Origin of the sequence: Microbulbifer okhotskensis (assembly GCF_023895975.1) — a bacterium.
Taxonomy (GTDB): Bacteria; Pseudomonadota; Gammaproteobacteria; order Pseudomonadales; family Cellvibrionaceae; genus Microbulbifer; species Microbulbifer okhotskensis.
The window spans coordinates 20,803-41,985 of the sequence record NZ_JALBWM010000005.1 but is presented as its reverse complement, the minus strand read 5'-3'; the positions used below and the strand labels follow the sequence as shown (position 1 = coordinate 41,985).

The 21,183-nt window shown below is 46.8% G+C and carries 28 protein-coding genes; 3 read left to right on the top strand and 25 right to left on the bottom strand.

All coding sequences use genetic code 11. The annotated features are described in order from the left end of the window. The 16 genes from MO867_RS02155 to MO867_RS02080 all read right to left on the bottom strand — a co-directional run bounded on the left by MO867_RS02155 (position 1) and on the right by MO867_RS02080 (position 12,422). Positions 1-1,140: a phage tail-collar fiber domain-containing protein gene (locus tag MO867_RS02155; protein ID WP_252464303.1), complete on the bottom strand. Its 1,140-nt coding sequence runs from the start codon at positions 1,138-1,140 to the stop codon at positions 1-3. Continuing rightward, the gene (locus tag MO867_RS02150; RefSeq protein WP_252464302.1) at positions 1,137-1,799 is read right to left on the bottom strand and encodes a phage tail protein I; all 663 of its coding nucleotides are present in this window, start codon (positions 1,797-1,799) and stop codon (positions 1,137-1,139) included. The genes MO867_RS02155 and MO867_RS02150 overlap by 4 nt, the downstream gene beginning before the upstream one ends. Continuing rightward, the gene (locus MO867_RS02145; protein ID WP_252464301.1) at positions 1,792-2,688 is read right to left on the bottom strand and encodes a baseplate assembly protein; all 897 of its coding nucleotides are present in this window, start codon (positions 2,686-2,688) and stop codon (positions 1,792-1,794) included. Before MO867_RS02145 ends, MO867_RS02150 begins: the two co-directional genes overlap by 8 nt. Then, a complete protein-coding gene (locus tag MO867_RS02140; protein WP_252464300.1) occupies positions 2,685-3,011 on the bottom strand; it encodes a GPW/gp25 family protein in 327 nt (108 codons plus the stop codon). Before MO867_RS02140 ends, MO867_RS02145 begins: the two co-directional genes overlap by 4 nt. Positions 3,012-3,026: 15 nt before the next feature. Then, on the bottom strand, positions 3,027-3,605 hold the full coding sequence (locus MO867_RS02135; protein ID WP_252464299.1) for a phage baseplate assembly protein V: 579 nt from the start codon (positions 3,603-3,605) through the stop codon (positions 3,027-3,029). 3 nt (positions 3,606-3,608) lie between these two features. After that, positions 3,609-4,094 (bottom strand): hypothetical protein, encoded by a 486-nt coding sequence (locus tag MO867_RS02130; RefSeq protein WP_252464298.1) that lies wholly within the window; start codon positions 4,092-4,094, stop codon positions 3,609-3,611. Continuing rightward, on the bottom strand, positions 4,095-4,628 hold the full coding sequence (locus MO867_RS02125; RefSeq protein WP_252464297.1) for a phage tail protein: 534 nt from the start codon (positions 4,626-4,628) through the stop codon (positions 4,095-4,097). It abuts the gene before it with no gap. Positions 4,629-4,640: 12 nt separating this feature from the next. Then, positions 4,641-4,961, bottom strand: a complete 321-nt coding sequence (locus tag MO867_RS02120) for a head-tail joining protein (RefSeq protein WP_252464296.1) — start codon at positions 4,959-4,961, stop codon at positions 4,641-4,643. After that, positions 4,951-5,283, bottom strand: a complete 333-nt coding sequence (locus MO867_RS02115; protein WP_252464295.1) for a hypothetical protein — start codon at positions 5,281-5,283, stop codon at positions 4,951-4,953. Before MO867_RS02115 ends, MO867_RS02120 begins: the two co-directional genes overlap by 11 nt. 10 nt (positions 5,284-5,293) lie before the next feature. Further along, positions 5,294-6,325, bottom strand: coding sequence for a major capsid protein (locus tag MO867_RS02110; protein WP_252464294.1), 1,032 nt, complete (start codon positions 6,323-6,325; stop codon positions 5,294-5,296). A 19-nt stretch (positions 6,326-6,344) separates the two neighbouring features. After that, positions 6,345-6,728, bottom strand: a complete 384-nt coding sequence (locus MO867_RS02105; protein ID WP_252464293.1) for a head decoration protein — start codon at positions 6,726-6,728, stop codon at positions 6,345-6,347. Continuing rightward, positions 6,725-8,017: a S49 family peptidase gene (locus MO867_RS02100; RefSeq protein ID WP_252464292.1), complete on the bottom strand. Its 1,293-nt coding sequence runs from the start codon at positions 8,015-8,017 to the stop codon at positions 6,725-6,727. Before MO867_RS02100 ends, MO867_RS02105 begins: the two co-directional genes overlap by 4 nt. Positions 8,018-8,087: 70 nt before the next feature. Further along, positions 8,088-9,512, bottom strand: coding sequence for a phage portal protein (locus MO867_RS02095; RefSeq protein WP_256473704.1), 1,425 nt, complete (start codon positions 9,510-9,512; stop codon positions 8,088-8,090). A gap of 118 nt (positions 9,513-9,630) precedes the next feature. Continuing rightward, positions 9,631-9,858 (bottom strand): gpW family head-tail joining protein, encoded by a 228-nt coding sequence (gpW, locus tag MO867_RS02090; protein WP_252464290.1) that lies wholly within the window; start codon positions 9,856-9,858, stop codon positions 9,631-9,633. A gap of 7 nt (positions 9,859-9,865) precedes the next feature. Further along, positions 9,866-11,932 (bottom strand): phage terminase large subunit family protein, encoded by a 2,067-nt coding sequence (locus tag MO867_RS02085; protein WP_252464289.1) that lies wholly within the window; start codon positions 11,930-11,932, stop codon positions 9,866-9,868. Further along, entirely contained in the window at positions 11,880-12,422 is a 543-nt protein-coding gene (locus MO867_RS02080; protein ID WP_252464288.1) for an elements of external origin, read from the bottom strand. Before MO867_RS02080 ends, MO867_RS02085 begins: the two co-directional genes overlap by 53 nt. Positions 12,423-12,528: 106 nt before the next feature. Here MO867_RS02080 and MO867_RS02075 point away from each other — a divergent pair, with 106 nt between their 5' ends. Genes MO867_RS02075 through MO867_RS02065 form a run of 3 tightly spaced genes read left to right on the top strand, consistent with a single transcriptional unit; the run spans position 12,529 to position 13,545 of the window. Continuing rightward, positions 12,529-12,741 (top strand): hypothetical protein, encoded by a 213-nt coding sequence (locus tag MO867_RS02075; RefSeq protein WP_252464287.1) that lies wholly within the window; start codon positions 12,529-12,531, stop codon positions 12,739-12,741. Between the two features lie 10 nt (positions 12,742-12,751). Continuing rightward, positions 12,752-13,207 (top strand): DUF3489 domain-containing protein, encoded by a 456-nt coding sequence (locus tag MO867_RS02070; protein WP_252464286.1) that lies wholly within the window; start codon positions 12,752-12,754, stop codon positions 13,205-13,207. Then, on the top strand, positions 13,204-13,545 hold the full coding sequence (locus tag MO867_RS02065) for a hypothetical protein (protein WP_252464285.1): 342 nt from the start codon (positions 13,204-13,206) through the stop codon (positions 13,543-13,545). The genes MO867_RS02070 and MO867_RS02065 overlap by 4 nt, the downstream gene beginning before the upstream one ends. Here MO867_RS02065 and MO867_RS02060 read toward each other — a convergent pair. The 9 genes from MO867_RS02060 to MO867_RS02020 form a co-directional block, all read right to left on the bottom strand. After that, positions 13,542-14,807, bottom strand: coding sequence for a site-specific DNA-methyltransferase (locus tag MO867_RS02060; RefSeq protein WP_252464284.1), 1,266 nt, complete (start codon positions 14,805-14,807; stop codon positions 13,542-13,544). The genes MO867_RS02065 and MO867_RS02060 overlap by 4 nt on opposite strands. Before the next feature lie 316 nt (positions 14,808-15,123). Further along, on the bottom strand, positions 15,124-15,657 hold the full coding sequence (locus MO867_RS02055) for a hypothetical protein (RefSeq protein WP_252464283.1): 534 nt from the start codon (positions 15,655-15,657) through the stop codon (positions 15,124-15,126). A gap of 5 nt (positions 15,658-15,662) precedes the next feature. Next, entirely contained in the window at positions 15,663-16,325 is a 663-nt protein-coding gene (locus MO867_RS02050; RefSeq protein ID WP_252464282.1) for a hypothetical protein, read from the bottom strand. 33 nt (positions 16,326-16,358) lie between these two features. Further along, positions 16,359-16,745 carry a hypothetical protein gene (locus MO867_RS02045; protein ID WP_252464281.1) on the bottom strand — a complete coding sequence of 129 codons (387 nt, stop codon included), beginning with the start codon at positions 16,743-16,745 and terminating at the stop codon, positions 16,359-16,361. Positions 16,746-16,813: 68 nt separating this feature from the next. Continuing rightward, positions 16,814-17,194, bottom strand: coding sequence for a DUF6362 family protein (locus tag MO867_RS02040; protein WP_252464280.1), 381 nt, complete (start codon positions 17,192-17,194; stop codon positions 16,814-16,816). After that, positions 17,191-17,964 (bottom strand): crossover junction endodeoxyribonuclease RuvC, encoded by a 774-nt coding sequence (locus MO867_RS02035; protein WP_252464279.1) that lies wholly within the window; start codon positions 17,962-17,964, stop codon positions 17,191-17,193. The genes MO867_RS02040 and MO867_RS02035 overlap by 4 nt, the downstream gene beginning before the upstream one ends. After that, positions 17,954-20,179: an AAA family ATPase gene (locus MO867_RS02030; RefSeq protein ID WP_252464278.1), complete on the bottom strand. Its 2,226-nt coding sequence runs from the start codon at positions 20,177-20,179 to the stop codon at positions 17,954-17,956. Before MO867_RS02030 ends, MO867_RS02035 begins: the two co-directional genes overlap by 11 nt. Next, complete coding sequence (locus tag MO867_RS02025) at positions 20,179-20,937, bottom strand: hypothetical protein (protein WP_252464277.1); 759 nt, start codon at positions 20,935-20,937, stop codon at positions 20,179-20,181. Before MO867_RS02025 ends, MO867_RS02030 begins: the two co-directional genes overlap by 1 nt. Next, positions 20,937-21,182 (bottom strand): DUF6511 domain-containing protein, encoded by a 246-nt coding sequence (locus MO867_RS02020; protein WP_252464276.1) that lies wholly within the window; start codon positions 21,180-21,182, stop codon positions 20,937-20,939. The genes MO867_RS02025 and MO867_RS02020 overlap by 1 nt, the downstream gene beginning before the upstream one ends. Between the last annotated feature and the right edge of the window lies 1 nt (position 21,183).

Here is a 21,183-nt window from a genome sequence, read left to right as displayed (position 1 = left end):
CTATCGCCTCCAGATTGCTTGATAGTTGATATAGGAAGCCGCACCGGAACTATCGGTAGTATTTTCTGAATTCGCGCAAATGACCCTCATCTTATCGCCTTCGTTTTGCCACCTGACATAGAGCTTGTCATCCTGATTAACATCACCGCCAAAATAAACCACCGCTAAACTTGCAAAAAAACCTTGTAAATTAGCCATGGTATAACCAGCAGGCGGGAAAATATCGGCATAGTTTCGTGTGAAGTCGTTATAGCCTGCCCAATTCGATTGAGAAAATCGGTTTTGTGTTCCAACGAATCCAGAAGTGATTCGGAAATCTGCAATTTCAATGTATCGTCCGTCATGGTTGTGCGAGGACGGAGGGAATGTACTCGGCTTCCCCGTAATCGAAGACCAACTGTGGTTGTGCGAACTGGGTGTGAACGTACTTGGTTTACTTGTAATACTGAACCAACTATGGCTGTGACTACTCGCAGGAAACGTACTCGGTTTTGACGTGATTGAATTCCAACTATGAGAGTGTGAGGACGCAGGGTACGTCGCAGGTTTACCATCGATTTCGGACCAAGGGTGTCGGTGGTTGAGTCGTGAATATCGAGCATCACCATGAGCTCGACTATCCGCTGGGCTCATAACCACAGCTGAGTTTAGGCTTCCGGCAATGGCTTCTTGGCTCGTCGCTATCCGCACAAGTCCTTCTTTGGTTTGTGTCGCAGGCGCTAGGTTGACTCCGCCGGTACCATCAATCGTCACACTATCAGCCGGTAGAGCGCTGAGTAACATATCAAAGGCTAAGAGCAAATCGACATCTGCAGCTTTCCAAGCCAGCGCCTGAGTCGGATGGCTCCAAACCGCAAACAAAGTGCCATCATCCAGAATAAATCCAACCTCACGCACCCAGTATTCTTTGCTGCCATTTTCTACTGCGGTGATATGCAATTGTGTCGGCTGAATTCGTGTTCCGTCAGCCACAACAATACGGTTTTGCTCTCGTCGTAAATTTGTGGCCGAATTTGTAGGTGACCAACCAAAATCACCTAAAGCGACATGGCTGATGCGCGCTTGCACACCATCATTTGTCGCGTTTAATACTGCCTGCAAACCCACTGAGGTAATAACCGGCGCTAAAGAAACACTCATGAAAACTCCATAGTGACACGCAAATGCGCCACATTTTTAAATCTTGATGCAAAGAGAGTTGGCACCGCTATAAAGCCAATGGATAACTCAAGGTCAGAAACTATTTGTATCAATGCAGATGAGGTCGCGTGTGCTGACAACCCCAGTTCCGAACCAAACTTTGCGCCGACGCGGAAATCGTAGTGGCTCCTAACGGGTTTAACGTTATCAACTGAGCTCTGCAACGTTCGATATAAAAGAGGGCTTAGGATGACGTCTTCCTGTTCCCTATTAGTGCTGTTACTTAAATTCGCATTTGCCCATGCCGTTAACCTAAATGTATGTGGCGCTCCACCGTAATCAAACCATTCGTGAAGCTCTGCGGAAACACCCAAAACATTCATCACTCTTTCAATAGCTGAAACGGTGCCTTTGGTTTTATGAATTTGTACGCTATTAGCAATCAGTGAGCGCTTTGTGCTTTCTGGCCACTCACTATCCCAGGTATCGACAGATAACGCCCAAGCAAGCCAAGGCAGTCGTTCAACTGGGCATGCATGAGGATCCCATACCGTTGCAATATTTACTGGTAGTATGGCCGTTCGCAAAAGCGTGGATTCAAGATCACGCTCTTGTTTAGTGGCGTTGAATGGCAATAGGCTTTTCTGGTTGTTACTCATCCCGGCCACCCACTGACACCAAAATCTGATCGCACCATGCGGCCTTATCGGCAGGCACAATTAGATCAGCCAAGGGTTTTTTCAAAACCACACGCTGTACGCCTTCTTGATGTAGAGCTGCATATAGCCCTGACAAAGTAATGTCATTACCCAGCAGATGATGCTGACGAACATACTCATCGACTTTTTCGAGAGCCGTTTTTCTCACGACTTCTCCGTCGGGACCTTCATACAAAATGAGGTCAGCTTCTACCTGATAAAAAACAATGCTCGCTTTTTTAACTGCAACGTTATCGGTCAAAGGTCTAACGTCTTTTGCATTTAGACGCTCTGCGACTAGAGATATGAGCAAATCGTTCGGAACACCAACGTCCAACGTTGAAAGAATTGTCACAATTACTTCACCGGGGTCTGGACTCGCCACATCAACATCTTTCACTAATGGGCTAGCCGCCAAGGCATGAAAAATATAACTGCCGATGGGCCCTGCGGTGCTGTGCCCTTCAAGGCTAAGTTGAGTTCGCTTCCTTAGACGATCATCACTTTCATAAGAGGGTGGGATCGGTGGTACTGCATTTTCATCACCCGGATCAATGAGTTGCCGTTGTACACCAAAGTACGCTGCAAGATTATCTAAATCAGAGGTTTTGGCATAAGCCAGCATGACCGCTTTGCTGGCATCGTTAATACGGGCACGAAGAAGGACCTCTCGATAAGCGGCCACCTCCAAGACCTTAATAATGGGATCGCTTTCAAGCAGCGCACTAAACCCATCATCACGGCTTTTTAATTCAGCGACCATCTCATTAAAGACACCCTCAAAATCCAACGTTTCGATAATATCGGGGGCATTCAGTTTGGTGAGATCAATCGCACTAAATCCGCTCATAGCAATACACCTTCAAGCGATAAGCTCCTGTTTTCTGGAAGGTATAATCCTTCCAATGCAATTGAGATTTGACCTGGCTTAACAGATTCAACTTGCACACGACTTAACTGAAATCGCGGCTCCCACTTCACCAACGCTTCAGCAGTGGCTGCATAAACCTCTACGAATAACGCTCGATTTATGGGTGCATCCACCAGCTGATATAGACGAGACCCGTAATCTCGTCGCATAACACGCGAGCCAATAGGTGTTGTTAAAATATCAACAATGGATTGGCGCAAGTGATCAACACCTGAAAGTTTTCTTCCAGTGTTTCTATTCATACCTTGCATAATTTCTTACTGTGACTGATTTGGGATGGCGGTGGTTGCAGGGCCGGTGCGCACACCACTGTGGGTGTGGGCATTAAAGATATCTCTGTCAGCCTGCATGGAGCGTGTTTTATCTGTGATATCTTTTGATGCGGTGATATTGCCTGTGACGACAACATCACCCGTAATATTCACGCCACCATCTGATACTAATGTTGTGGTCGCGCCCGAAGGTAACGTGGCTGATAAGTGATGGGACTTGCGGTTATATTCAATTACTGCGCCATCTGCGTAAACTTGCTTGTGACTATCTGCGCTATTACCAATAGAAGGGAACGCCAATTGATTAATTGCGCCCAATACAACTCCTTGCGTTAACTCTCCACTCGGTGACAATACAACCACTTGCTCGCCAACCTCTAGAGGCCACCAACTTAAATCAGAACCTGCTCTTTGAGTTAGCATGGGTAGCCAAGCCGTTTTAAGATCACCCGCTTTTATTTTTAGTTTGGGAGTGGTTAATGTGTAGTCGGCTTCAACAACTTTGCCCAATACGATTAAATTGGCCAACCGACGATTCAATTCTGTAATTTCAAATTCGATCATTGGCTATACCTCTAATTCATTTCGCTCAGCATCCAGACCGGCAATAGAAATAATACTGGGAACCACAGTGCTCCCATCCCAAACGTTTTCACCCACTCGAACGGATTGAGTCCATTCGATTAACCAAATTCTGTGTCCTTGGTATTCCGGTGAAAAATGATCAGGTCCTGCTTGCTTTAATCGAGCTCGACCAATATTGGTTTCTGGCCACGAGTGATTAAACAACCACAACATGGCGGCCTGAACTAAAGCCCAAAGATCGGATTCGCTCATTTGATCGGATACTAGGATTCTTGCTTCCCAATGGCTAATTAAGGCAAGTTCATCTGTCCCAGGATCATCAGCGGGTTCTAGCTCAACCAAATCAATCAGAATTGCTGGCAGCCTAATATCATCTCGCCTTTTAGGAAAAGCGCCGCAATGTTGAATACCGACTATTTCTGATAGACCTTGCTTAATTTCTTCAAATAAAACGCTCAATACATTCATTCACGCAGCCCTCAGTAGATAGCGCAGTTCACGCTCAAAAATCACTTCAAACTGCTTCATCGCAGGACCGTTGGAAAGATCTTCCATCGCTTGCTGCATCTTACCCGTTATCACAATTTGGACTTCTTGAATGGGCAAGCGAGCCTTTCCACGGCGACGAAACACACCTTGATGCCCATTGGGCATAGTGGCTAAAAATGCACGATCAAACTGTCGACGTCCGGCACGAACCCCTGATGCATTTTGAGAAACACTACCTAACTCTTTGGCTTTAATGACGCCGGAGTTTTTTGATAAACCAACAACACTTTGAGGATTCGACTGTTTTGCTCGAACCATCACTAGACCTTCACGAACGGCGCTTACCTTAATCGAAAGCTCTTTTGCCGTTTTACTGGCCACTTGCGTTCTCGCCCAGCGTGCTGTTTTATTTAAAGCGCGCATTGCTGCGACTTGTAATTGTTTTTCATTGGAAGTTAATGCTTGCTGCCAATCGCTTAACCGTCGTGATGGCGTTATGTTTAGGATCATCATGGCAACTCCTAACTATTCAATCAGTGGCAAGCTGTCAGTTACCCAAACCAGTTGGTGTAAATCCAGACGAGGCTCAGATTCAATTCGATAGATACGACCATCGATATGAATTTCATCCCCACGACTAGGCGAACTCACTTCAGACACACGAAACTCCAATTGCGGATTTTCCGCATGTAAATGCCCGTCACCCAATTCAAAGAGTTGTTCTGGACGACGGGCAATAACGATGATGTCTTGTGGTTCAGATAACGACTTTATGTAAACAGCCGCCCGCCCAAGGTGAGTAAACTGACTGTCGATGGCTTTGGCGAATCGAGTCTTAATGTCCATCGTGAACCAGGCTCTGATAAGTCTCCCAAGCTCTGTCTCGATCGGCGGCTGTAACGCTCTGACTTATAATTTCTTCGATTGATCTGACGCTTGGTTTACCATCTTTACCGTAGGCTTCTTGGGGTAAGTCATCAATAGCATCTAAAATCGCATCGATGAGATCATTGTCTTGATCTATGACCTCATGCTTGGCGATAACGAGACCTCGCGTTATTAGTGATTGAGCTTCCGTATCCGGAAGTACAATCGTTTCACCAGGTGCTACAGCCTCAAATGAACCGGGTTTACCCGTTCTAAGGGTCGTTAATGTGGTTACTCGCATTCCAAACCTCCTATCGAACCGTCGCACAAAATGTGGCGTTAGGGCGGTAGGGCACAATCAACGGGGCCGACTGCATTAGTAACCAACGTACAGCTGGATCTTCCTCCAACCATGATTTGGTGAAGTAGCGGCTTGCCCGATAGTTGGCTTTTTCATCTTGAATCACGCCATAGCACCGGGTACCTTCCAGCAAGCCTTGGCTGGCAAGTAATACCGTATATTCCGGCAGCATATTTCTGGAAACACCATCATCATCGACGTAGGCGTCGTTATAGACCCAGAAATCAAAATCACCAACGGAGCCTACGTAACGCGCTTTGTCGTTACCTTGCCCTCGGAGGATTGGGTCGACTATTAATGTACTGGAGGTTCCACGACGGAGTTCAAGCAAGCGCTCAACTTTGGGATCAGCCTTGAAGACTCGCCATGCCAAAGGGTCCATAACAACGGTACGAGCGGCGGCACCCGATTTGATTTGTACTAAGCCCGCCCAGTCCTCAATGTCATCTAACACTTTAACGTCAGGTTCACCCCACCGAGTCGCGCCTGTCAGTGCCTGAGTCAGTGCTGGATCACGCTGAAAATCAATAATCTGTGTTGGGTAGTCTTCACCGGTTACTGTGATTTTTCCGGTTCGTAACGCTTCGGCCGCCATCACTTCTTCGCGGCGAGTCAGGTTTTCCACTTGATTCGTTAGCGCACGATTTAATGCAGCCTCTCGGCGGTCCATGGGCTTTAAATTCCCTCCAATGGTTTCGCCAATCAAACGCTTCAGTGGAGCACTAGGGTCAAAGCGACGCTTATCTTTCACGTAGGCAGGCTTAAAGCTACGTGTTTCAAATCCTTCCGCAGCAATGACCTTACCCTGGACAAGCGGTGATACAAATGGCACTAATCGCGGTTTTGATTTATCAATATCGAAGTGAATTTCTTCGCTATCTTCTGTTTGAATTGAACCGAAAAATGTATCCAGCAAAAAGGATGCTGGACGATCCAAGTGCTCGACGACTCGGTTAAGCACATGAGTTGAAAATATATCCATGAGAATATCCTATTGCTGGTTAAGCTTGATTGTTTCGTAGAAAAATAGATCGCTCTCGAAAAGCGATCGAAATAGACGCTATTGAATGACCCGGACCAAACGTAAGAGCTGCCGCATTAAATTCACCCGCTAAATACACATGGGCCTGTGTATCGCCAGCGGAGGCATCAACCGGCTCGACCAGCAAGGCATCCGGTTCTTCTGATCCATCATTTGCTCCTGCGTCACTCAATAAATAGGCTCCACTAGCTGCAACCCTGCCTAGCACAGCGCCAGCAGGTAATGAGGCACCACCAGTAATCGTGACAACTCGAGTTATTCGCGGAAATTCACCTGCAATTAGATTATCTGGCGCATAGCTCCCTTGATCGTTAAGTCCTTCTGCAATCCCAGGCATGCTCATACCGCACCCCCTTGCGAAAACTTAGCGATCCGCTTCGCCACTGCATCGGCATCATCGCCTTCCTGTTCTGGAGCATCTGGCTCAATGGCAGGGTTGCCAACTGATGCCATGACTTGTTCAAAACCTGTATTGGAAACAGGAGCCGATGCTTCGGCTTTTACCGGTGAAGCATCTAGCGTTGCCAGCGCCATATCTGCGCTCATATCCGTAGAAAATGCCAGGTGCTGAGCTAACTGTTCACGCCCCTTGGCTGCCTCAGAAGATATGATGGCGCCAATACGTTCTCGTTCTGTTATAACGCTTTGCTGGGATGCTTCATCATTCGTAGAGGCTATAGTTTCGGTTTGAATGGCTTCAACTAACTGCGGATAGTCGGCCTTTAATGATTCCAAACTAAGGACTTGCCCTTCAGAAGCCTCAGTCTTGTGGTTTTTGTCAGTCATCGTGCTGTCCTCAAGTGCTAGAAAAGAAGAACCCCGCAACTTGGCGGGGTTCTGATTGTTTGAATGTTCATTGATAATTTGTTCCAGGCTTCCGATATCATCGGCCAGTCCTGAGTTGATGGCATTCTTGCCGATAAAGACATCACCGCCACCGAAGTCTTTGATAACCGTTGGCGGGTCGACACCACGATGCTTTGCAATGGATTCAATAAATACCGTAGCTAAATCATCGATACGTGATTGCAGTCGTGATTTTCCATCCTTACTGCTTGGATCTAATCGTTTATATGGGCTTTGGGATGACACGATCTCTAAGACGCTTTCATCTTTACTTCCTCGATAAACCGCTACCACACCAATGGACCCGAGCATGGACGTTTCTGATGCAATAATTTGATCGCAAGCTGACGCAATCCAATACGCACCTGAAGCCGCATCACCTGAGGCATAGGCAATGATTGGTTTTTTGCCACGAGCTTCGAAAATCATACTGGCAAATTCAGCGCAACCATTGACTTCGCCGCCCGGTGAATCGATATCTAGAATAATGCTATGGACGTCCGGATTTTCTAAAGCACTGGTAAAGTCTTTTGCTAAAATCTCGTAACTAGATGCACCACTAATTGCAGTAAATATATTTGCGTAGCGAAACAAAGGACCCACAACAGGAATAACCGCCGCACCTTCACGAATCTCAGTTACGTAGCTATTGTCTAATTCTCTACCGAGCTTCGCAGACACCACTTCGATGCTTTCGTTTTGGCGTGATGCAATCGTTAAAATATTATTAAGTGCAGACTCGGTAATTGCCCATGGCTCACCAGCTGCATGATTCCAGAACTTCATGCAGCACCTCCATGTGCTGCACCCGGACGGGCAGCCTTCGGCTGTGCAAATTTCCTGTCCTGTAAATTTGTCATTTACTTTCCTCTGCAGTCTGGGGAGCGTATTGAGACGTTTCAGTATTCAAACCTAGCTCTCTCATTTTTGTTTGTTCTCGAGCTCTTTGTTCGAGCACTTCTTCCCAGTCTAAACCTTGGGTGGCGCATTCATCTTCAAGTGTTGAAAGGCCAATTTCTAACCGTATCTTTGAAGCCTTAGCTTCTTTTACAGGGTCAATCCAACCGCGCCCAGGACCAATCCATTTGCATCGGTACCACAGCGCCTTATTTTGATAAAAACCCGGCGCCTCAATCATGCCTTTGTTAATAGCTTCCTCTAACCAGAGCTCATAAACAGGCTTCGCCCAATAAGTAGCTAGCCAATGACGTCGGCCAATAAAATATCGCCACGCTTCCATCAATGCTGCGCGTGCTGAGGAGTAATTGGTTTTCGAAAAATCCTTCATCAATAATTCGAAAGGTAAGTTCAACCCAGTACCGATATGACGAAGAATGTTTTCTACAAAACTGCTGTAAGCAGAATTAGGCCTACTGGGGGTAAAAGGCGCGACTTTATCTCCTGGAAATATAGGAATAACGGCACCACCTTGGAGTTTTACTTGCCACTCATTTCGAGCAGCCATGTAATCCTCACCAGACCCACCAAACATTTCACTAATAGATTCACCATCTAATGGCGTTTCGATAAAAGCAGCGATCATTGCGTTGACAACGGCCGCTTGCATTTCGGAACGCTCGTAGTGATCAAGCATTTTAAATAACGGCATGATGCTACTAAATATTGGCTTGCCTCTGCTCTGTCCGGTTCGCTCTTTGTCATGGACATGAATAACACGCTGGCGACCAAAACGAGTACGAGCTGAAATGCGCTCATACTCTTGAGCATTATTGCTGACACCCAGTAGTTGATCGCCCGGATGCGTTTTGGCAATCCAGTAAGCTAATGGCGCACCATAAGAATCAACCTCGATACCAGCGCGAATATTGGCATCGCTGATTCGATCATTTGGGTTTCCTAAACGGTCGGGCTCAATAAGCTGAATGGTTGTTGCAAACGCCTGGCTTCTATTGGGAAGCCATAGTGGCAACGCAAGTGCTTCACCATTGATTAGGCCCGAGCGGAACATTTGGGTTGTTAAACCATTAAATGTCAGACTTTTAGATGCATCACATTCAGTGGTATCAGCCCAGCTACGCCAAAGAGCTTCTGTTTTCCTCGACCAGCTATCTGCCCAGTCTTTGTCTTTTCCTAGTGCCTTATAGTCAGGCAGCGCTGATAGGCGTAAGCCAGTCCCAACGACATTGTCCACCAGCGTTTGAATTGCCCCTGAGGCTACTCCATGGTTTCTCGCCAGATCTCTAGAGCGTGAAACCAGTGTAGGCAGTTCATCGAGCAAATCTGAATCTGGTGAGCCAGCCATTGGGCGCCAGCTCGACATCTCTCTCGCAGACAATGAAGCCGCCCGGTGAGCCGTATCAGATGCTAGTGGTAAGCCATCTGGGCCCAAGATCATGTGTTTGGTCATAGCGCCTCAATTAGCTTTTCTAATTAGTAATTTAAAATTTCATAAACAAAGGACCACGTCGCGGGCGCCCCTCTTTTGCTGCTATTTCCGACTTAAGCTTCGCAATGTAAGCCGTGAGTTTGTTGATATCGGCTTGTGCATAAGTGGTGGCACCATAACCGCCAACAGACACAGTCACTTCTAGTTCACCGATCATCAAGCGATGCAGTGCAGATTCAGCATCAATGAGTCGCTGCCGCAGTATTGTTAAATCATTCATAAACACCTTAGAGGTAAGGGTCATCGGCAACGACGGACGATCGTTGTCGAAACGCTTTAGTTGTTTTCTTTGTAATTGGCTGAGCGCTTTCGCTTTGAACTAGTGCTTTTTGTTTGACTTCACCCAGCGCATTTTCTAATCGCTTCCACTGCAACTCTTTAAATCGGTCAAGACCATAAATACTTGCAGCTGCTCGTGCATACACACGGCAATCCAAAACCTCATTATTTCGAGTCGGGTCTTTTTCCCATGTGGCTTTTGGGAAGCCTTTGTGTAAACGGATAATTCGTCGCTCAGCTGTGAGCTGTTTGAAGTATTCCTCTCCATACTGTGGAAAGTGGCAAGTCCCAGGTGAAAATAATTCACCCGAAGCCCGCTCCTCATCCGTCGGTCTCGGCAGTTTGAGCCAACGGTAAAGTTCAACTTTGGCAACTGGCCCACTGACATTCCAAACCCTCAACCCTCTGCGTTTACCACCGGTATCAGCTTTTGAGACATTCTGGATTAATGCTGTTTCTGTATCTCGTCCCTTTATGGCAACGACACTTCTAGGTTGTGATGCTCTTGCGCCTGCGCCACCCCAGACTGCCTGAGGATAATTGCGCACCCACCCATAAACATCCTGAGTGGCGTAACCAGAATCAACGCACATCACACGAATTGGCAGCGAGCTACCTAAAGCGTGCGGCCAATCTTTGCTAAGCACTTGATCGAGTTTTTTCCATACATCAGGTAGAGCGGTATCACCATCTAAGACTAAGTAGTCGATTGACCATGATTCTTTGCTTCTCCCCCATGCGACGATTTCACATTCCAAGCGGTCACGCTGAACATCAACACCGGCCGTTAAAAACAAACCGCCTTCAGGAACAACACCAATGATGTAAGACTCTCGTCGTTCATATAAACGCTCCCATTCTGGCGCCTCGAATTCTTCTTCATAAGATTCACCAAGAACAGTGTTGACAAAGCCTTTCATTAAATCCGGATTTTGTTGAGCACCTTCAAATATTCTGGCGGCGTCTTCCCATGAAAACCAACCGACAGGGCTATAGAGTGACGACAAGTGATAGCCTTGAGTTTGACCATCACCTTCAGCGGTTGCCTGCCAGTAACCTTGATTGAGCATCTCGGTTTTTTGATGTTCACTAATTAAATAATCGCAATCCTCACAACAATACTGGGCATTTTCAGGCTTGCCTTCTTCCCATCGTAATTGGGAAAATCGCAAAGGCTGTGAATGACCGCATGAGGGACAAGGCACATAAAAATAACGCTGATCTGAGTTTTCAAATTCTCTCTGAATACGCGATGTACTTTTGAGCGTTGGCGTACTCACGAGCAGCACCTTTCTCCTGCGTGCAAAGGTTGCACTTCGACGTTCGGCCAGCAATATCGGATCGCCTTCACCTTCAACATCGCCCGGATAACCATCCACCTCATCCATAAACAGATAACGAGCAGGCATGGATCGGAGGCCTACAGCACTGTTTGCGCCAGTCATGACCAGTACACCGCCAGGAAACTCTTTTGAGAGCACCGTATTACCTGAATCTCTGCTGCGCGCAGGCGCAACACGCGCCCTTAGCTCTGGCACATCTTCAAGTTGAGGATCGATACGCTGACGAGAATTACGCTTTGCCATTTCGACGGTTGGCGAAACTGCCATCATCGGGCCGGGAGCCATATGGATGACATATCCGATCCAGTTATTGCCAGCCTCTGTGCCGCCAACCTGCGCGCCTTTCATAAACACAACGCGCTGTACCGGCGAAGATACTGACAAACAATCCATAATTTCTTGTAGATAAGGCGTTCGTTGAGTACGCCAGCGGCCTGGCTCAGCAGCCGATTTGGGGGATAGCACACGAAACTGATCAGCCCATTCAGACACCAATAACATGGGATCTGGCTTTAAACCTTCATTCCAGGCTTTTTCGAGCTCTATTACCCCGTCGTAAAACTCAGTATCACCGTTCCTCGTCATCCCTGACGCCACGGCATTAGAACGTCCGTGTTCGTCAATCGACCTTTGGTTGGATGTCGCTAAGCTCGGATAAGTGCTGTCTGACATAAGACTCCAACATGACATGCATCTTGTGCGGGTCAACCTCCAGTTCTGCGGCCATTTGAGCAGATACTCTTGCTGGCCAACTTAGCCAAGCGTCACGCTCGGCTCTTGCAATACGAAACACATGAGCGATCGCTTTAGCACGATCCACCAGCTCATTTTTCAGTTGCTGTAATTTGATTCTATTGGTCTGGGCTTTAAGGACTTCGTTGGCTGTTCGGGCTTGCATATAAGTTGTACCACCAGCCGTATTGCCGCTTTCACTTAATGTGTCCGCCACCGCATCAAGCGCAGCTTTGGGTACTGCTTTAGTTGCACCTGGTGATTTACGCTGTTGGGCGCGATCTGTGTTTCGATCCCATTGCTTGTCGACTTTAGCTATATCGATGGTGCCATCAGTCTCAGCTTGAATACGGCCAGACTTGATCGCTTTGCGCACAGCGGTATCTGAGACCCCTCGATGTTTGGCATAAGCCCGCAGTGATACGCCCATCTTTTAACCTGTTGTTTTTATTCGAATTAATAAGCACAAATGAGTTGATAAGACCGCTGAATGAAGCGTTCATGTGCTTATCAAAACAGCACTTGGAGACAACAAAATGGCTCACAAACAAAACGCATTAGACGCTTTTTTAGCTCGAAAGTCTGAAATCGACACAGCCCTTGAGCGCTTACAAGCACTCAGCAATGACCACTTCAACGCTCACCCCGATGAAATCAACTGGGGTCACGTTGGCGACCTGGGCCACTACGCCGAACTCCTCAAACAAATCACCGACTCAGCCTTTCACGAAGGCGAACATGCCGAATAAGGAGCACAACATGACCAAACTCACCGATACCCAAATCACCATCCTTGAAGCCGCCAGCAAGCGGCTCGACAACAACATAGAGCCATTACCCAGTAACATCAACGCGGGTATTAAGCCTCGGGTTATCCAAGGTTTATTGAAGCGAGAGCTTATTACTCAATTTGAAAATGGCTACATCATCAATGCTCAAGGGTTTGATGCTATAGGCCGACCAGCGCCCACAAAAACGGAACCTAGCCAACCCGTCACTCTACGTGAGGGAACTAAGCAAGCCCGAATGATCGCGCTAATGCAGCGCCCAGAAGGCGCCAGCATCGAAGAAATTTGTACGGAGACTAGCTGGCAAAAACACACCGTTCGAGGAGTGTTTTCAAATACCCTAAAAAAACGACTGGGCCTTACTGTTACCTCATACAAAGATGACGACCAACAACGCCGATATCAAATTCAAGGAGATGCGCTATGAGCACTCGCTGCTTTATCGCCACAACAAAAGACGAGGTGACTTATCAATCCATTTATTGCCATCACGATGGATACGACACCGACAATGGCGTAGGTCCAACGCTAAGACAACATCACAACAGTGAATATCACGCCGAGAATTTGATAGCTCTTGGCGATATTTCCTTTGTGCAGGGCGAAACAGTTTGTGCTTACCACCGGGATCGCGGCGATTCCTGGGATCAAACCCAACCCAGAATCACTCGCAGCCAACCAGAATTATTTGCATTGGCAAAGGCATGCGATGCTCAATACCTCTACCTATTTAAACAGGGTGAATGGCACAGTTTTAAGCTTTAAATTACTGACGCTACCGATTGAGTTGAAATGGCAACGTCATTAAACGATATCTTGTCACTTTCACGAATTGCCTGTTCACCAGAATAGTCTTGCCAGCGCCTGACAATAACATCCACGTATTTTGGATCCAGTTCAATTAAGCGTGCAGCCCGTCCTGTTTTTTCACTGGCGATTAGGGTGCTACCAGAGCCGCCAAATATATCTAAAACAATATCTCGACTTTTACTCGAATTACGAACTGCTCGCTCAACCAACTCGACAGGTTTCATTGTCGGGTGAAGATCGTTTTTTACCGGCTTATTAAAAAACCAAACGTCACCTTGGTCTCGCGCACCACACCAAAAATGATCATTGCCTTCACGCCATCCATATAAAATAGGTTCGTATTGACGCTGATAATCTGAGCGCCCAAGCGTGAAAGTATTTTTTGCCCATACAATAAACGTCGACCATTTACCACCTGCATCACGAAATGCTTTTTGCAGCGTATCAAGCTCACTGGATGACATGGCTACATAACACGCTCCTTTGGTCACACTTAGTAGATTGGTTAATGAGTCTTTTAAAAACTGATAAAAATCATCACCCAAGTTGTCATTCATAATGCGTCGGTCTTTACCGCGCATTTTGTCTTTGGCATTGTTGCCATAGTCCACGTTATAAGGTGGGTCTGTGAACGCCATGTCGGCAAGTTCACCATTCATTAGTTTTTCTAAATCTTGCTTGCTGGTCGAGTCGCCACACAACACGCGATGATTTCCCATGACCCAAATATCACCAGGGCGACTTATCGGCTCTTCTTCCACTTCTGGAATATCGTCCTCGTCAGTTTCGCCTGCCTGATCATCGGCACCTAATAGCTCGTCCAATTCTTCATCTGAAAAACCAATCACATCGAGATCAAAACCAAGGTCGCCAAGTTCTTCTAGTTCGAGCTTTAATAGCTCATCATTCCATCCAGCATTTTCAGCAATTTTGTTATCGGCAATAACCAACGCACGACGCTGAGACTCTGTCAGGTGATGTAAAACGATGACAGGCACGCTATCTAATCCAAGTTGCTGGGCAGCCATCAATCGACCATGTCCCGCGATAATGACATTGTCATCACCCACTAAAATTGGATTAACAAATCCGAACTCAGCAATAGAACCCGCGATTTGTGATACCTGAGTATCATCATGTGTTCTCGCATTTTTGGCATAGGGGATTAAACGTTGAAGCGACCAGTGCTCCACCGTTTCAACAGCGTTAAGTTGCATTTGATTACCTTGGAAATAGCGGTGCGAACCGCGAACCTGCGAACCCGGTTTAATGGGCTGTCGCTAGCGAAATGCGGCGGCCTTGCGACCCGCATCGATTCGATGGCCAGGAAGGACCCATTTTTTTCTGGGGCCAGAAATAACTAAGCCACGGTGTGATGGCCGTGGCTTGTGTGCAGTTCACTCGTGAGATTAGCAAGTATTCTCGCCTAAAAACGGGGTTTTGTCCCACTGGGGGTTTTGGCATTACCCCTAAATAGCCGACGTAAGTATTAGCTGGTTAGAAGCTACAGTTACACACTATTATTACCTGGCTCTAAACGATGACATGTGGCCTGTAACGGATAAATTGACAGAGTGGCGCATTGGTTACGACAAATTCAAAAATCTGAAATTTACACGGCCAACAATCGGAGGGTAAGCCAGCACTGAGCATTGATGCTCGAAATTGACTTTGTTCAACCAAGGAGGTCATACCAACAAGTAAGTACGTTTTTTCTTGGGCAACTTGTTCCTTGATGCTCTGTCGCCATTCAGAAGAATCTGCAATCTCTGTATCTTGTAACAATCTGAGTTCATCAATGTCATCGTCACTTGGGTAAAAGTCAGACTGCACATTAAAATCAATAATTTCGAAATCCAGCCAATCAGATTTAAAACGTCCCAATTTTCGGTTAAAACTTCTCGCCCCTTCGCCATTTAGATTGTTTGCTTTTAATTTCCAGCCACTGAATTGAGTTTTGATATTCTGACGTACAGTTTTGTATATATCGTTAATCGATAGTACATCTATTTCGGCAGGTACATCCAAAACTGGTATTTCACGATATATTAAACCTATGGAATTCACTATAACTATGCCTTCATAGAAGCCATGTGAAAGTTTGTCATTTGCGTGATGAATTCAGAGTTGTCATTGCTTCCAGCCACAACCTTGTACCGGTATTGATCTGTTTTAGTATGCTTTGCTCCACCATCTGTCAGAGCCTCATGAAGATCTTCACCGGGAATCTTATTGTTATCATTTCGACTAAAAACATAAAAATTTATTTCCGAAGAAATACCGAGCTGTCTCGCAGCTTGGATAATAGTTTTACATATATTTGAATATAGGTCTTTATTGGCTCGAATTAACGATTGGTTAGACATATCGTTTTCTCTATCAACATTTAAGTTTTTTGCATAAATATCTGAAAGTATTACGGATGGAGATACCTTGTAATATTGGCTCGCCAATTTTACGGATGCAACAATATCCTGAGAAACTGTTCCATTGATATTAAATACCCAAACCTCTTTATCAATAACCGCAGCATCCTTTTGAATGTTCATATTTTTTAGTTTGAATGGAGAAGTACTGACACCTGGGTTTCTGGTTTTCCAAACTGACAACGAATGAATAGTTGTGCGTAATACATATTGACGGTCCTTCCGTTGTCTGCCAAAAATCAAACCCACATCTGTCTTAAAATTGTACTGACTTTCACCAAGAGACATTGCACCAAAACGATCTTGCATGAGTTTTTCCTCTCTTAAATATATTTCCCTGAGCTATTCCGCTTCGAGCTCTTTGACATTGTGATGATACAAAAACAGTTCTTGTATTTCCTCAGAGCGATACCCGCCTAGGATCACATCATCAGTATCGAGCGAGGAAGAGGCTAGTTCATGCATTGGGTATACTCCATCGGTCTGATCAACCCATTCCTCAGGAAGGAACTGCATACACATCTTCACCTCTGCGAGTTCAAAGCGATCATCTTCCAGTTTTTTTTGAACCTTTTCGAGAACACTGCTTAAAGCTTTAGCGCCACCTATCTCGCCCGGCAGCGAAACATAAGCATCAGCAAAATAAAATTCGCACCCATCAATATCAATATCACAACCCTCGAGAGGCCGGCTTTTTGTCACCACAATCCACGTTTGCTTTGTTGTCATATCAAATTCCCAATTAATCAGGACAAATATGGGCTTCAGCCCATGCGAGGTATGAGATTTTACCATATTCAGTCCCTTTTCCGCTCTAAGTGTTCGGCAATTTTTATTAACGCCCCTTGCCAATAACGCTGTGCCGACGTTCTGGGGAAACCAGTCTCACGCGAAATCACTCGCCACGGCGTTCGATAGGCACGCGACCAGATTAGGTTTCGCTCTCCATGATTGACAAACGTGATCCATGACAGCGTTTCTTCCATGCGAGTGATTTGATCTGGGGTAGGACGTAAACGAATCGGTTGAACCTCTTGTCTGCCAAGCTCTCTTTGATCGTATTTGATCTCAGGCCAATAGCTCACATAGCCAAGACTTCGCTCTCCAGGCAGTTTACGCAGCGTTGACACACACTCCTCAAACCGATGAGCGATTTGTTCTGGCGTAAACTCATTCATGATTGTTCTCCCAGCCTTTGCTCAATAGCCCAATAGACCAAAGCTAATGCATCGGCCTCGTTATCATCTGAAGGTAGGTGGCCTCGGTTCCTAGCAGCATCAATCATCATGGTTTTATTTGCATTACCTTTTCCTGTTGCGTGGCGCTTGATTGTTCCAACCGGAACACCCTCGTAAGCAATATCCTGTTGCTCGCACCAAGCAGTCAGGTGCGCCATAAAACCACCGTAAGCGTGTGCAGCATCCACACCCATGTGGCGACGAACTTCCTCAAAAAACACCATACCAATAGGCCCGGCATTTACGTTTAGCTCATCCAAGAAACGGTTGAACTTCAAAAAGCGCATGCCGCCACCTTGCCAACGATCGTTTTTAAAACTGATGGTGCCGCTGGTGATCACGCCTTGTTTGGAATGAATAGCCCATCCGGTTGTTGTGCCCAGATCCAAGCAAAGCACCACTGGCAACGTTCGATTGATGATCTCTTTCTCGCCGAGATGGAGAGCCTCCCCTTTAGGGGACTCTCCTCTCTCGTAGAGAGAGGGGGTTTGCGTGCAATCTGGATTTATCTCTACACCCCTTGAGTTATCTGGGTTTGTGTTCAGATTGCAGGGGGTATCCGCAATCTGGGCTCCGCAATCTGCAATCTGGCTGGATGCCTTGTTATTGCTGACTTTCAGTTTGCGGGTAGTTTGCAGATTGCAGCAAACTGACTCAGATTGCAGACTGCAAACAGCCGTATCTGAGGCGTTATTATGATCATGATTCATGGCTAATTTCCTCCTGGTACACCCAAACATCCGGGTTCTCGACTGGGAGCACCGCACCGGTTTGAGCACATTTATAATGGGTAGGTTTGATTGCAAAGTGAGCCTGTTTGATCTCACCTGTATCGGTATCAATGTTTTCTGAAGCGGGAACAGTCATACCTTCAACACAGAGGTAGCCGTATTTACTGCGGGTTAACACAGGCAAACTGTAGTCCTCTGGATTGCGGAAAAACTTTATGTCCCCCTTAGTGGCATGAACTGCAATGCGTTCATTGATGGTTCTATTGGCGCCCAGTCCAGCCTGGCCTTCGAACGATTCTGCAAACTGATTCGAGGTATAGACCCTACCTTGAGCTGCCTCATCAAATATCATTTGCACAATGACATCGCGTTTACGCTGACGCTCTGCATCGAGCTTGGCGCCATAGTCTTGATTGACCAGTCGATCGCTATGAGCGTCTAGCTCAATCCATTTGCCTTGGCTTTTGTCGACACATTTTGCTGGCAGACCGGGACCATTTCGCAGTTCGAAAACCAGCGTGCGATCGGTGCGCGTTTCATCTGGCCGGTACAACAGCATGCCAGTGGTGTAATAGCCACGAAGGCTGCCTGCACCTGATAACGCCAGAAAGGGATCTTCCTCAACTTGTTTCTTACTGATCTTCTTAGTGTGGTGGGCCAGAATAATACCCGCTAACGGATTGACCGCATCCCGCAGTTGTTCAACTCGCTCGCGCAGAAAGAACAACATCGCATTGTTGTCGTTCTCACTATTTCCCTCTGGACCGCCATCAAAGACATTGCGTATTGGGTCGATCACTAGAATATCGACACCACCTTGTGCAGCGGCTCGTTGCAGTGCCTCTATCACTTGCTCAACACCTTGATCATTGAGCACTAAACGAAGTTGAGGTGTTACCAGCAAGTTGTTTGCCGCACGACGACTAATACGTTCGGGTAAGCCCATAGACTGTATCCGTTCACGCAAGTAGTGATATTGAACCTCTGCCTGCAGATAAAACACGCGCAATGGTCTGGAGGGGGTCAGCTCAAGAAAAGGTTCTCCTGCTGCCATGTGTGTTAACCATGACAACAGAAAATCACTTTTACCGACCTTTGGAGCGCCACCAAATACGATCATTCCACCGGGCGTTAAAACACGCGGCGCAATCAAGTCGTCAGGCATAGGTGAGGTATCGGCCAACAACTCACCCAATGAGTGCATCGGGATTGGCGTTGCATCTTTGATAACGGTTCGTTCGGTCGTCCTTATGAAAGCCCAAGCATCCAAGCCTTCCGCAACAGCGTCATAGGCATCCCATTTATCTGGCTTTCCCTCTGGAATATGCATTACAGCAACCGACGCTGCGCCTGCATTAGCAATTGCTTCTGATGCCTTTCGCGCATATTCAAGGCCAGCCTCATCGTTGTCCGGCCACACCAAAACGTGCTTATCTTTGAGTGGACCCCAGTCCGTTTTGGCGACTGGTGCATTGGCACCGTTCATTGCTGTGCTCGCAATCATCCCTACACGAATCAACGCATCGGCCGCTTTTTCACCTTCAACCAGAACCACCTGGTTAGCCGTGAGTATCTGAGGTTGGTTATACAGCGGTCGGGGATCGGGCGCTTTCATTGACCGAGAACCGACATCCCACGGCCGAAACTCTTTACCCACTGCAGTATCATATCGATATACACAAGCTATCAGCTTTCCTTGGCTATCACGGTAATCCCACTTTCCAGTAGCTGGACCTAACTCATCAGTCGGCACCTGTTTTGGTATTGAGGTTGAGCTCACAGAATTACTTTTGGCTGCGTGAGATTTTTGTACTTGGGAATCCGAGATTCCTAACCATTGCGCAACGGACTCAACCAATTCTGGAAATCGATTCGTAGCATCAATACCCATCACGCGCGCCCAAGCATCAAAAATATCGCCACCTTCACCGCTCGCAAAATCCATCCACATGCCAGCGCGTGAGCCTTCCAGTTCAACCACTAAACTCTTACCGGGATTACCTTCAAGATCACCCACAATAAATTGTTTACCGCGTTGCTTTCCTACCGGAAACAAATACATCAATACGCTTTCAAGAGAATCCAATAGACGCTGTTTTAATTCACGCGCATCATGCTTGGATTTGAGCACAACGCCTTGGTCGGGGGCGTCATTAAAATCAAGCCACACAACTTTATCGCTACCTTTTTCCATCACGCACCTCCTTGCCAGCAGCGGTCTTGCCATGAGCAAAACTTACATTCGTAATGGGCAGGATCTTTACTGATTCTGGGTAGCAGCTCTCCTGCATCAGTTGACTGAATGACGCGCACACCTCGATCGGATGCACGCTGAGCCAGTTCACCATTAAATGGCACCCACTCGAAGTACAACTCGGCGGTATCTTTATTGATGGCAGTGAACAAGGCGGGATTGGAGGCAATGCCAGGAATCTGTTCTTCCATGTAGGCCTGATACAGTGCAATTTGTGCCGCATAAACAGGCTTGGAAAGTGTGACGCCACGTTTTACCGTATCCTTCCATGATTTTGCGTTCAGTGATTTACACTCCCAAAGCGCAGGATAACTATTACCGATTGATTCGGGTCCTCCAGCGAGCACGCCATCAACATGACCACACAAGCGGCCATCAACGGCAGCAAAGCCAAACTGACCACCTGACATTGTCTCGGTATAAAGATCAAACCCTGCTTGGCGTAACCAATTTATAGCTAAGTCTTCGAAAACATGTCCGGCTGCAAATATGCGAAGAGTGCGACCCGTAAATGTTCTGCCTTCGTCTACGGCTGTATTAGTGAATTCATATTGAAGCGCTCGATCACAAGCAACGCCTAGTCGAGAAGCGCCTAAATAATTGCGCGGCGTTTGTGCCTGGTTCTCAGTTTGCAAAGCACTGTCGATTAAAGCGGTGAGTTTTTCAGACAAGGTCGGTTGATGATTAAAGTCCAGCATCAGAAAGGCACCTCGTCTTTGTACAACTCCTGCAAAGTACAGTGATAAGATTCAAGGACCGTATCCACCAAACCAATAATTTCATCTTTGCTGTAACTGCCAAGGTCTTTTTCCATGCCTACGGCCATCACATAATCTGCAAGTGGAGCTAAAACAGACTCAGCGGCTTTTTGTTCTAAATCGGTGACGTGCCGGGACGCACTAATGTCGCGGGAGCAGGGATGCGCAGGAGAGACACTGTTCACA

Coding starts and splice junctions, on each gene's coding strand:
- MO867_RS02155 (WP_252464303.1), bottom strand. CDS start 1,140: ATGAGTGTTTCTTTAGCGCCGGTTATTACCTCAGTGGGTTTGCAGGCA.
- MO867_RS02150 (WP_252464302.1), bottom strand. CDS start 1,799: ATGAGTAACAACCAGAAAAGCCTATTGCCATTCAACGCCACTAAACAA.
- MO867_RS02145 (WP_252464301.1), bottom strand. CDS start 2,688: ATGAGCGGATTTAGTGCGATTGATCTCACCAAACTGAATGCCCCCGAT.
- MO867_RS02140 (WP_252464300.1), bottom strand. CDS start 3,011: ATGAATAGAAACACTGGAAGAAAACTTTCAGGTGTTGATCACTTGCGC.
- MO867_RS02135 (WP_252464299.1), bottom strand. CDS start 3,605: ATGATCGAATTTGAAATTACAGAATTGAATCGTCGGTTGGCCAATTTA.
- MO867_RS02130 (WP_252464298.1), bottom strand. CDS start 4,094: ATGAATGTATTGAGCGTTTTATTTGAAGAAATTAAGCAAGGTCTATCA.
- MO867_RS02125 (WP_252464297.1), bottom strand. CDS start 4,628: ATGATGATCCTAAACATAACGCCATCACGACGGTTAAGCGATTGGCAG.
- MO867_RS02120 (WP_252464296.1), bottom strand. CDS start 4,961: ATGGACATTAAGACTCGATTCGCCAAAGCCATCGACAGTCAGTTTACT.
- MO867_RS02115 (WP_252464295.1), bottom strand. CDS start 5,283: ATGCGAGTAACCACATTAACGACCCTTAGAACGGGTAAACCCGGTTCA.
- MO867_RS02110 (WP_252464294.1), bottom strand. CDS start 6,325: ATGGATATATTTTCAACTCATGTGCTTAACCGAGTCGTCGAGCACTTG.
- MO867_RS02105 (WP_252464293.1), bottom strand. CDS start 6,728: ATGAGCATGCCTGGGATTGCAGAAGGACTTAACGATCAAGGGAGCTAT.
- MO867_RS02100 (WP_252464292.1), bottom strand. CDS start 8,017: ATGAAGTTCTGGAATCATGCAGCTGGTGAGCCATGGGCAATTACCGAG.
- MO867_RS02095 (WP_256473704.1), bottom strand. CDS start 9,512: ATGTCGAGCTGGCGCCCAATGGCTGGCTCACCAGATTCAGATTTGCTC.
- gpW (WP_252464290.1), bottom strand. CDS start 9,858: ATGAATGATTTAACAATACTGCGGCAGCGACTCATTGATGCTGAATCT.
- MO867_RS02085 (WP_252464289.1), bottom strand. CDS start 11,932: ATGTCAGACAGCACTTATCCGAGCTTAGCGACATCCAACCAAAGGTCG.
- MO867_RS02080 (WP_252464288.1), bottom strand. CDS start 12,422: ATGGGCGTATCACTGCGGGCTTATGCCAAACATCGAGGGGTCTCAGAT.
- MO867_RS02075 (WP_252464287.1), top strand. CDS start 12,529: ATGGCTCACAAACAAAACGCATTAGACGCTTTTTTAGCTCGAAAGTCT.
- MO867_RS02070 (WP_252464286.1), top strand. CDS start 12,752: ATGACCAAACTCACCGATACCCAAATCACCATCCTTGAAGCCGCCAGC.
- MO867_RS02065 (WP_252464285.1), top strand. CDS start 13,204: ATGAGCACTCGCTGCTTTATCGCCACAACAAAAGACGAGGTGACTTAT.
- MO867_RS02060 (WP_252464284.1), bottom strand. CDS start 14,807: ATGCAACTTAACGCTGTTGAAACGGTGGAGCACTGGTCGCTTCAACGT.
- MO867_RS02050 (WP_252464282.1), bottom strand. CDS start 16,325: ATGCAAGATCGTTTTGGTGCAATGTCTCTTGGTGAAAGTCAGTACAAT.
- MO867_RS02045 (WP_252464281.1), bottom strand. CDS start 16,745: ATGACAACAAAGCAAACGTGGATTGTGGTGACAAAAAGCCGGCCTCTC.
- MO867_RS02040 (WP_252464280.1), bottom strand. CDS start 17,194: ATGAATGAGTTTACGCCAGAACAAATCGCTCATCGGTTTGAGGAGTGT.
- MO867_RS02035 (WP_252464279.1), bottom strand. CDS start 17,964: ATGAATCATGATCATAATAACGCCTCAGATACGGCTGTTTGCAGTCTG.
- MO867_RS02030 (WP_252464278.1), bottom strand. CDS start 20,179: ATGGAAAAAGGTAGCGATAAAGTTGTGTGGCTTGATTTTAATGACGCC.
- MO867_RS02025 (WP_252464277.1), bottom strand. CDS start 20,937: ATGCTGGACTTTAATCATCAACCGACCTTGTCTGAAAAACTCACCGCT.